This window comes from Okeania sp. (assembly GCF_983059655.1).
Window position 1 is genome coordinate 1 of the sequence record NZ_CEZPJD010000231.1, and the last position, 10,418, is coordinate 10,418.

Annotated in this window: 7 protein-coding genes; 4 read left to right on the forward strand and 3 right to left on the reverse strand. The window is 37.8% G+C overall.

Annotated features, from left to right (window positions below; translation table 11 throughout):
* Positions 1 to 1,563 (forward strand): CHAT domain-containing protein (locus tag AC3DU7_RS14640; protein ID WP_488040065.1); only part of this gene is annotated, 1,563 nt, incomplete at its 5' end.
* 674 nt (positions 1,564 to 2,237) lie between these two features.
* Here the strand turns inward: AC3DU7_RS14640 and larC are convergent.
* On the reverse strand, positions 2,238 to 3,629 hold the full coding sequence (larC, locus tag AC3DU7_RS14645; protein ID WP_488040066.1) for a nickel pincer cofactor biosynthesis protein LarC: 1,392 nt from the start codon (positions 3,627 to 3,629) through the stop codon (positions 2,238 to 2,240).
* A 451-nt stretch (positions 3,630 to 4,080) separates the two neighbouring features.
* Here larC and AC3DU7_RS14650 point away from each other — a divergent pair, with 451 nt between their 5' ends.
* The 3 genes from AC3DU7_RS14650 (at position 4,081) to AC3DU7_RS14660 (ending at position 7,724) form a co-directional block, all read left to right on the forward strand.
* On the forward strand, positions 4,081 to 4,737 hold the full coding sequence (locus tag AC3DU7_RS14650; protein ID WP_488040067.1) for an L-threonylcarbamoyladenylate synthase: 657 nt from the start codon (positions 4,081 to 4,083) through the stop codon (positions 4,735 to 4,737).
* Between the two features lie 407 nt (positions 4,738 to 5,144).
* Positions 5,145 to 6,386, forward strand: coding sequence for a HetZ-related protein (locus AC3DU7_RS14655; RefSeq protein WP_488040068.1), 1,242 nt, complete (start codon positions 5,145 to 5,147; stop codon positions 6,384 to 6,386).
* A 624-nt stretch (positions 6,387 to 7,010) separates the two neighbouring features.
* On the forward strand, positions 7,011 to 7,724 hold the full coding sequence (locus AC3DU7_RS14660; protein WP_488040069.1) for a PHP domain-containing protein: 714 nt from the start codon (positions 7,011 to 7,013) through the stop codon (positions 7,722 to 7,724).
* 767 nt (positions 7,725 to 8,491) lie between these two features.
* On the opposite strand, the gene AC3DU7_RS14665 is transcribed toward AC3DU7_RS14660, so the two are convergent.
* Positions 8,492 to 9,223, reverse strand: a complete 732-nt coding sequence (locus AC3DU7_RS14665) for a response regulator transcription factor (RefSeq protein ID WP_488040070.1) — start codon at positions 9,221 to 9,223, stop codon at positions 8,492 to 8,494.
* Positions 9,224 to 9,461: 238 nt separating this feature from the next.
* Positions 9,462 to 10,307, reverse strand: a complete 846-nt coding sequence (map, locus tag AC3DU7_RS14670; protein WP_488040071.1) for a type I methionyl aminopeptidase — start codon at positions 10,305 to 10,307, stop codon at positions 9,462 to 9,464.
* Between the last annotated feature and the right edge of the window lie 111 nt (positions 10,308 to 10,418).

Consider the following 10,418-nt stretch of genomic DNA (forward strand, 5'->3'; position numbering starts at 1 on the left):
ATCGACTTATTAATGGAACTGCATCAACAAAATCCCTCTCAAGGATATGATGCTCAAGCACTCAACATCAGCGAACGCTCTAAAGCAAGAAGTCTCCTTGAACTTCTCACCGAAGCAAACACCGATATTCGCAAAGGTGTTGAACCAGAATTAGTCATTCAAGAACGAAGTTTACAACAACAATTAGATGCAATTGAGCAACGACGAGTAGAACTTTACAATAGTGAAAAACAAACCCTAGAACAAAAAACAGCCATCGAACAAGAACGACAATACCTTCTCCGAAAATATCAAGAAGTCCAGGCAAAAATACGCAAACAAAGTCCGAGTTATGCAGCTATAACTCAACCTCAACCCCTCACCTTAAAACAGATTCAAACACAAATTCTTGATGATGAAACACTTCTGTTGCAATATGCTTTAGGTCAGAAACGTAGCTTTCTTTGGGCGGTTACTAAAAATAGTATTACCAGCTATGAACTACCTGCAAAAGCATTAATTGAAAAAATAGTTATAGAATTTCGTCTTGCTGTTACTGATAGACGAGTAGATCCATCTTTGTTATTAGAAAGCTCTCAATCTCTCTATCAGAAAATTTTAGCTCCTGTTGCTTCTCAACTGAATAATAAACGCCTGGCGATCGTTAGTGATGGGATATTACATTACATTCCCTTTGCTGCCATTTCCTTGCCAACAATTTCATCAGAAGCAAATTATTTACCTTTAATAAGTAAGCACGAAATTGTCAATCTTCCTTCAGCATCAACCTTAAGTATTCTGCGTCAAGATGCCCAACAACGAAAAACTGCATCCAAAACCATTGCGATAGTTGCCGATCCTATTTTTAGTCCTGATGATACCCGATTAGAAACTGCCGTATCAACCCATAGTGAAAATTGGGAACAATATAACCTCAATCGTGCCGCTCGACAAATAGATGTCGGAATTTGGCAACGACTCCCATATACTCGAACAGAAGCAGAAGCAATTCTTGCCCTTTTGCCAAACTCAGAAACTATGTCTCACTTTGATTTTGCAGCAAATCGTGCCCAGGTAATCAATTCTCAACTAAATCAATACAGAATTATCCACTTTGCTACCCACGGATTACTTAATAGTATTAATCCTGAACTTTCTGGAATTGTTTTGTCAATGGTAGATCCCCAGGGAAACTTGCTGAATGGATTTTTACGTCTCCATGATGTTTTCAACCTAGATTTTTCCGCAGACTTAGTAGTATTGAGTGCTTGTCAAACCGGATTAGGAAAACAAGTACGAGGAGAAGGATTAGTAGGATTAACCAGAGGATTTATGTATGCAGGTACACCTCGCGTACTTGTCAGTTTGTGGAATATCGACGATGCTGCTACTAGCGAAATAATGAGTAGATTCTATCGGTTGATGTTAAAAGAGAAATTATCACCAACAGAAGCATTAAGAAAGGCACAGTTGGAGATGGTTTCTGAAACTCGCTGGAAAACTCCTTATTATTGGGCAGCTTTTACTTTGCAGGGAGAGTGGAAAGAAAGTCAAAAGTTAAAAGTAAGAATGTCAAGGGAATAGGGAATAGTTAATATTAACAAATAGTTCAAACACTGGAGTTTAGACCAGGGCAAACGCATCTAATTTTTTTGACAAATGACCAAGAGGATAATTTCAAATAGAGACTATGCGATATAGCTGCGGCTAGACTCCGCCAAAGCGTTTGCGTAGAATTCCGTAGGAAAGCGGACTGGAAGTCTATCGCTTCTCAAATCACTATCAAAAAATACCAAAACTTTCAACTGGAAGTGATATCAAATCCGGTTAATTCGGTATAAAAAAAATTTCATTACTAGCGCCAAGAGCAAATGTTTCTAAATTCTCTTCTATCCTGACTCCTGATATCATGTCTCATTAAATAACTGTAATAACTAATCTGGCGTTGCTGAATTGAAGTATGAATGCACGATTGTTTGGTTCTGGTCAAGCCCCCGCGCATCCCCCAAAATTGGGGGACTTTTAGACTTTTATTCCCCCCAAAATTGGCTGGCTCGGGTAGCTCTGCATCATACCCAGAATCAGCAACGCCACTAATCTTTACCCAACCCGGTAGGGACATTGCATGCAACGCCCCTACATTACGGTTAATTAATGTTACTTGATATGACTCCTGACTCCTAGATTAACTATTTAATTACACCGATGCTAACGGATTTGATATGAAAGTAAGACTTTTTCAGCAAACCCTAATTACTTCAATATTTAATCTCCCCCACTCCCCCACTCCCCCACTCCCCCACTCCCCTACTCCCAACTATACAACGGGAACGGGCAAGATGCCCATTCCACGCTTGCAATACCATTTTCTGTATTTCCATCAAAGGAATATTCTGCTGTCTAGCTAATGTAGCACAATCTTCGTATTCAGGTTGCACATTCACAATTTGATTCCCCATCTTTGCCACTTTTAACCGCACTGCTCCATAGTCTGTCTGCACCTGATTAATTGTTCGCTCCAAAATAGCCCGTTTTTGAGTAGAGCGACGAATACCCAGGGTTGTAGTCTCTCGAAATATTACCTCCTCACAAGCAGACAACTTTTCCGGTAGACAAACAACAGTAAGTAACACTCCTAACCTAGATTTTTTCATTGTCACAGGTTGGGTAAAAACATCTAATGCACCCACTGCAAACAAAGCATCAAAAGTATAAGCGATCGCTTGAGGAGTACAATCATCTATTTGAGTTTCCAACACCGTTACAGTTTCTAGATGTGGATGTGGGGAACTGGGAGAATGATATTCTGTAAGTTGAGAATGTTGAGTATCAACCTCCCCTGCTCCGATCCACAAACGTAAAATATTAGGAATAGCTAAATCCCGGGAACCCGCACCCAAACCCACACATTCTAGAGACATTGACGGTGACGAGCCAAAATTACTGGCAAGAGTACAAGCGATCGCGCTACCTGTGGGAGTACACAATTCTTTTTCAATGCCATTACTATAAATAGGAACCTGATGTAACTCCCAAAGTTTTAGCACTGCTGGTACAGGTACAGGTAACCGACCATGAGCCGCCCTCACAGTACCCCCACCAGTAGGCAAAGGCGAACAATATAATTGTTCAATATTCAACCAATCCAATCCTAAACAAGTCCCCACAATATCAACAATGGCATCAGTTGCCCCTACTTCGTGAAAATGTACCTTCTCTGGGGCAATACCATGTACAGCACCTTCAGCTTCAGCCAATTTCTGAAATACAGCCAAACTCCAAGCTTCAGCACGTTGGGGCAATCCTGCTTTTTTAATTAATGCTTCAATTTCTGGCAAATGACGGTGGTGAGAATGACTGTGTTTTTCTGTACTTTGGTGATGATCTGAATGGTGAGTATGATGGTGGCGATCAAAAGTCAGAGGCTCCCCATTCTCAGGATTTGCAGAAGTTAGATTGACATGAAATTTCGTAGCTAGTAAACCATTACGATGCACTTTTTCAGTGCTTAATTGATATTCCTGGGAAATGCCGAGAAGATTCAGTTTTTCCATCAGATATTCTAGGGGAACACCCGCATGGACTAAAGCACCCAGACACATATCGCCCGCAATGCCAGTGGGACATTCAAGGTAAGCTATTTTTTTCATAAATTGAATTAGTTCTTAGGTGGTAGGTGTTCAAGAATTTAGAATTTAGAATTTAGAATTACCGAATAATTAATAATTAAATAATTCGCGCCTTGAAGCCTCCCCTTTGAAGGGGAAAAAAGCGGTTGAGGGATGGCGAGGTCCCCTCGCCATATCCAATCAACCAAGAGAAGAAATAATATTTCCTTATATTCAATTCCGTAACGGTTAAAACCCGAGGTAATTATCAATTATCCATTATCCATTATCAATTAATATCTCGACTTTAGAAAACCGGATTTGATATAACCCATGGCGTATAGCCTAAGTGGTAAAAGTTGAAATGGCAAGCCATCCCATAAAAAGCCTTCCTCCGCTACGCTAAAGGACGGGTATTTAAACCCCACTTTTTTGTAAATTTTTCCAATCTAAAATCTAACACATACTTTTTCTAAAATCTAAAATAAAAATTATGGCAATATTCTATGAACTTCATCCTGATACACCCCAGCAAAGACGCGTAGAACAAATTATTAGCGACCTGAAAAATGGGGCAGTGATGCTTTATCCTACGGATACCGTTTACGCAATAGGTTGCGACCTCTATAATAAATCTGCTGTGGAGCGAGTTAGACAAATTAAACAACTGTCTAATGATAAACCTCTGACATTCCTCTGTTCCTCTCTGTCCAATATCGCCAATTACGCCATTGTGAGTGACTCAGCCTACCGAATCATCAAACGTTTAATTCCTGGCCCTTACACATTTGTGTTGCCTGCCACAAAGTTAGTCCCACGACTGGTGATGAGTCCTAAACGAAAAACAACAGGTATTCGGGTTCCAGATAATCAATCTTGTTTGTCCTTGTTAGAGGCTTTGGGCAATCCTATTATTTCAACATCAGCTCACATTACTAGTGATGCGGAAGGAATGGCCCCAGTAGATATAGGAAAAGTCACTGGCAAAGCAGAATTATTTGATTGTCTAGAAAATTTAGTGGACATAATTGTTGATGATGGTTCTGATCCTGGATATCAAGTATCCACTATCCTGGAATTAACTGGCCAAGAACCAAATCTGATTAGGCAAGGTCTTGGAGTTGAAACTGTAACAGCTATGATTGGTTAATACAGCAGAAGGCAGAAAGAACAATCTGGCTCTGTACAGACGTTCCATGCAATTTCCCTACTCCCTACTCCCTACAACTGTGCCACTTGTGTATTTACTACATGGGTGGCACTGCCAATTTGAATATTGTCACACCTTATTTGAGTGGGACATTTCTGTGAGTAAAGGTCTGATTTTCAGTGTATATATAGCTTTCGTTCGTTTTAGACTGAAATCCGGAAAATATGTCTTTGATTTAATACCAAAACCACATCATAAAAGTGGAACTCTCCTCCACAAATAGTTGGGTGAACTTTCCTATAGTCATAAGTGTAGAGGAAAGAAACGAATCACACAGATTTCACAACTCCTAATCACTCTACATAATTACTTAGTACACCGACCCCATTATTCAAAGGTAAAATCAAATGACTGTTAAGACTGCTCACTCCCACAACTCTCTAAACACAAACACTGCTATCGCTCCAGAAGTTAATAATAACCAAGTTGAAAATGACACAACAGCGAATACTGCACTAGAAATGAATACTGAAGCTTTAGCTGCTGTAGTTTTGAAAGAATTGCAAGGTACTTTGAAAAGCAAACCAGCAAAAGCTGAAACCATCACCACTCGTATTGCCCAAGAAGTAGAGCGGATTTGCCAAAAGAGTAATAGAATTCAAAATTCTGGTGAAGTTCAATCTTGGCAACTTAGTTTGGCTCGTCATCGCTTGCAAAAGTGTGTACAATACTACAAACTTGGTTCTAAGCAAGGTAGAGTTGAATTACACTCTCTGCTTGCTTCTATGATTTATCGTCATATTGCTTCTTTTAGAGCGCAGTTAAGTTTCCAAGGTCGCTATAACTTGATTGAGGATTTTCTACAAGGTTTTTATATTGAGTCTCTAAGAGCTTTCCGTAGAGAACATTCACTCGATCAAGACTATACTCCTAGAGTGAAGTTAGAATTGGCAGAATATATGGCATTTACTGAACAGTACGCCAAGCGTCAAATTGGCTTGCCAGGCAGAAATCGTCAAAGATTGATTGTACTCCGCGCTCAAGGTTTTGCTAAGGGTCAACCTCCTGAAACTTCTCTTGATATTGAAATGGCAGTTGAATCTCCCAAAGGTGAAGATGCAGAAGCTTTTAGTCGGTCTTCTGCTGTGCAACAGGTAAGGGAGCAAATGGTTTCTGAAGCTGTTGACCCCGCTGAAGCTGTATTGCGCGATCGCGTAATTTCTGAATTAATCAATTACTTCGAGGCTCAAGGGCAAGATCAATGTATCGATTATCTGCGTTTAAAATTACAAGATTATCAAGCATCTGATATTGATAAGGAGTTAGGTTTAACTTCTCGTCAACGGGATTACTTACAACAACGCTTTAAGTATCATGTTGAAAAATTTGCTTGTTCTAAAAATTGGAAGTTAGTGCATCAATGGTTAGGTGCCGATCTTGACCAAAGATTGGGTATGACTTCTGATAAATGGGAAGCTTTCCAGGCAACTCTTTCTCCTGAACAACAGCAAATTTTACAACTCAAGCGCAATGGTGAAGATGAACAAGCGATCGCGAAGACTATTAAATGTACTCCGAAACAGTTACAAAAACGTTGGGCAAAATTGTTGGATATGGCTTGGGTATTTCGTAATAGTGACCAAAGTTAGTATGGTATTAAAAATGAAACACATTCTTTTTACTAATCCATCAATTAAAGTTTGCGATACGGGTCATCCTGCTTCTGTCTAGGGTGGGCAATGCCCACCTTATGGAAGTCAGAAGTCAAAAGTTAGAAGTCAAAAGTTAGAAGTGAAATTGGTATTACATTACAGTCTGTTGAGGATTTTTATGTTATTTAAAACACAAATTAATTGGGACTAAGATCGTGTTCAGATCGGTAATTATTATTAGATTTAGTAGTCAGTAGCCAGTTAGGATAGTTGTCTGGTTAGCAACTTACAGTAGTCATTAACTATTTTTAATTCAGCATGATCACTCCATAAAACAATAAAGCTGTTTTAACTATAATTAATTACTAATTATCAGTTATAAATTATTAATTACTTATTTTCACAGATATTATCACGATTTAACCACACATAATTTAATCAGTATAAATACTCTCTTAATTTCCCGGTCAAATTTTTCCCATCATTCTTGTCAAGTTAATACTATTTAATCAATTAGATATTTTTAAATATAAAATTTTAATATATTGGTTAGCTAGAGCTAATTAGCAGTTTTGGATAAAAATTAGATATATTGGATAAAGTAACGATTTATTAAAATATATGTCTATCAATATAGCTTTCGCTCCTGATGTGACTAATCGAGTGGCCAATAACTACCCTCAAATTAAGCAAATCTTTGAAACTATTGATGCTCATAGCTGTCCATACTCTTATAACTTTCATATGCATACAGTTCACTCTGATGGAAAGTTAAAACCTGAGAGTTTGATAGAGCAAGCAATTGCGATCGGCCTTAAAGGTTTGGCCATTACCGATCATCATAGTGTTGCTGGTTACCAAGTGGCTAAAAATTGGTTAGAAAACTGGAAATCTACTAATGGAGACTGTGAACATTTAGGACCGACTTTGTGGAGTGGAGTAGAAATTAACGCCAACTTAATTAATATTGAGGTACATATTTTAGGATATGGCTTTAACCCGGAAAACCCAAGTCTACAACCTTATTTGACAGGAAAAGCAACTAAAGGTCAAGAATATCAAGCAGATAATGTTATTGCTGCTATTCAACAAGCTGGTGGTTTAGCGGTGCTGGCTCATCCCTGTCGTTATAAGCGCTCTGCTACCGATCTAATCAAAGCAGCAGCTAAGTTAGGTATTGATGGTGTAGAAACCTACTATGGTTACACTCATACTAAACCCTGGTCTCCTAGCCCAAAACAAACTGAACAAGTGAAAAAACTCAGTGCTACTTATGGTTTACTTAATACTTGCGGTACTGATACTCATGGAAAAAATCTTTTAGTACGTTTATAGGGTGGGAATACCTCTACCCCACCCCTATAATTAAAGCTGTATCGATATACCCGATGTTGCACTTAAGCAACATTCAGAATTCAACTCCACGCGGAGTTGCTGTTTATACATCAGGCAATGTCTTCTACCTGTTTTTTTATTAAGCTTGTCGCTATTGAATACGAACTTTCTTTACTATGCTAGAGTTCGCAGAAATTATCACTGTTTTTGTTAAATTGAATTGAATTTCCAGACCTCTTTATTTTATTTAAAGGGGTCTATTGTTTTTTTTAGCTTCCATTTGCTATCATTATTGTTGTCACAAGCATTACCCCAAAGCTCATTAACAACAAAACAATTCCCAGAGATATTGATTGGCCAAGATGTAATGATGATTTTGATACTCTCATAATTTTTGTAAAAGTTTTTTAAATTGATGTATTTAGGATAACAAGCTTTGTAAGAGTTCGAGGCAAATATTAATATTTTGTGATTAAACGTATATTTTCTTGATATTACAGCGGTTTTCATTTAAGTAGGGATGTTCTATGGAAATTTCCTACAAGATAAAGATGTGGTTTATCAATTTGAAAAGTGATGTATACCAAACCCGGCTATACAATATATGTTTATAACCCACATTCCGCACTTCCATCTCCCCATCTCCCCCTGCTCAATAAAATGTAGAGCAATGGGAGCCTCTTGCTCCCACTACTCATATCTTACTTGCTACTATGAAGCGCCGTTGTTCATCCTCTTCTAAACATTACGCGAGCAAGACTATCATACTATTTAGTTAATCCATGCTCTAGAGCATAACGAACTAATTCTGTTCGGCTATTTGTACCAGTTTTCGTAAATAATCTACTGACATACTTTTCTACGTTGCGGACACTGGTGTTTAGATCTCTAGCTATTTCTTTATTCATTAGTCCTCTAGCTACTAAATCTAAAACACTTTGTTCTCTTGGAGTTAAATCTATTTTAATTGGTGATGGGGTTTGAGCGATCGTATTTTTACCCATCAACATAGCTTTAATTTCGGCAATTTGACTTGCTAAAGCAGCTATGTCTGAAGTATTTTCACCCTCATTTGTGGTTTTCGCCACCACTCTACGTTCTAACAAATTTTCGACTATAGCTACTAACTCTTCAGGATCGAAGGGTTTAGAAAGGTAAGCATCACAACCTGCTTGATAACCTTGAATGCGGTCTGTAGTCATCCCTTTAGCTGTCAAGAATACTACGGGTAAAGCTTTAAATCTTGGATCTTCTCGTAATTTTTGCAGAAATTGATAGCCATCTATTTGAGGCATCATAATATCTGTAATTACTAAGTCTGGTAAATATGATTGTAGAATATCCCATCCTTGATTAGCGTTACTGGCAACGTTTACATCAAATCCACTATCTTCTAAGTATGCTTGTACAGCTTCCCGTAATCCTGGTTCATCATCTACTAATAGTATTTTTCCTGATATTTTTAATTTTTCTTGGCTGTCGTTTTCGGCTTGAATCATTTAAGGTATAGTGATTTATTTTAGCTTTACTACTTTATTTATAATTTAGCTAATTTTCATTATTAGCGGGTTAAAATAATATAAGGTTAACAATACTTGATTAAAATTTGTTTTTGTGGTAACTAGGACCTACGCAAAATATGAAATAATTCACCATTTGTAGGAGTTAACGGCCGTTGACCCCCACAAATGGTGGTTATGTGTAAGTCCTGCTAATTAGTTGAAAACTATTTTATGCCTAACATCTAATTTGAGAGCGATCGGTCAAAATTTCATAACCAGTATTTGTTACTAAGACTGTATGCTCAAACTGAGCTGAAAGAGAATTATCAACAGTAACAGCAGTCCATTTATCGGATAAAATTCGTGTAAACCTAGAACCAGCATTTAGAATTGGTTCAATAGCTAAAGTCATGCCTGCTCTTAGTTTCACATTTGGCAAACTTTTAGTTCTAGAATTAAAAACTGAAGGTTCTTCGTGTAAATTTCTCCCCACACCATGACCTGTAAATTCTTCGACTACACGAAAACCATTTGCTTCTACATGATCTTGAATAGCTCCTGCAAGATCGAGTAGATAAGCACCAGCTTTTACTTGTTCGATACCTTTATACATTGCTTCTTCTGCGACACGAATTAGTTTAGCTGCTTCAGGAGCAACTTCAACTACACCAATAGTAATACAAGAGTCCCCATGAAATTCTTGATAGTAAGCTCCTGTATCTACTTTTAAAACATCGCCAACTCGAATAACTTTTTTCTTATTGGGAATGCCATGGACAACTTCGTTATTTATACAAGCACAAATAGAGCCAGGAAAACCATGATAACCTTTAAAGCTTGGCGTTGCTCCCATTTCTCGAATGCGTTTTTCTGCATAGGCATCTAAGTCAGCAGTTGTCATTCCTGGTTTGACGATCTGAGAAATTTCTTTGAGTACTGTTGCGACTATTTTACAGGATTGTCGCATAATTTCTATTTCTCGTTGAGATTTTATTTCTATTCCTCGACGTTGTTTTTTCTTAACAGTAGGGCGCGGTTTAGGTTTTGCTGGAGCTGAAAGTATATTACTAAAAATGTTCATGTTTTTTGACAAGCTGTTAAATATTATCTCATATGTATCTTAAAGTTTAGGTATAACTAAAGTCAAATGTCAAATATATATAGCAATATGATTCGAGTTGTGAGATATTGA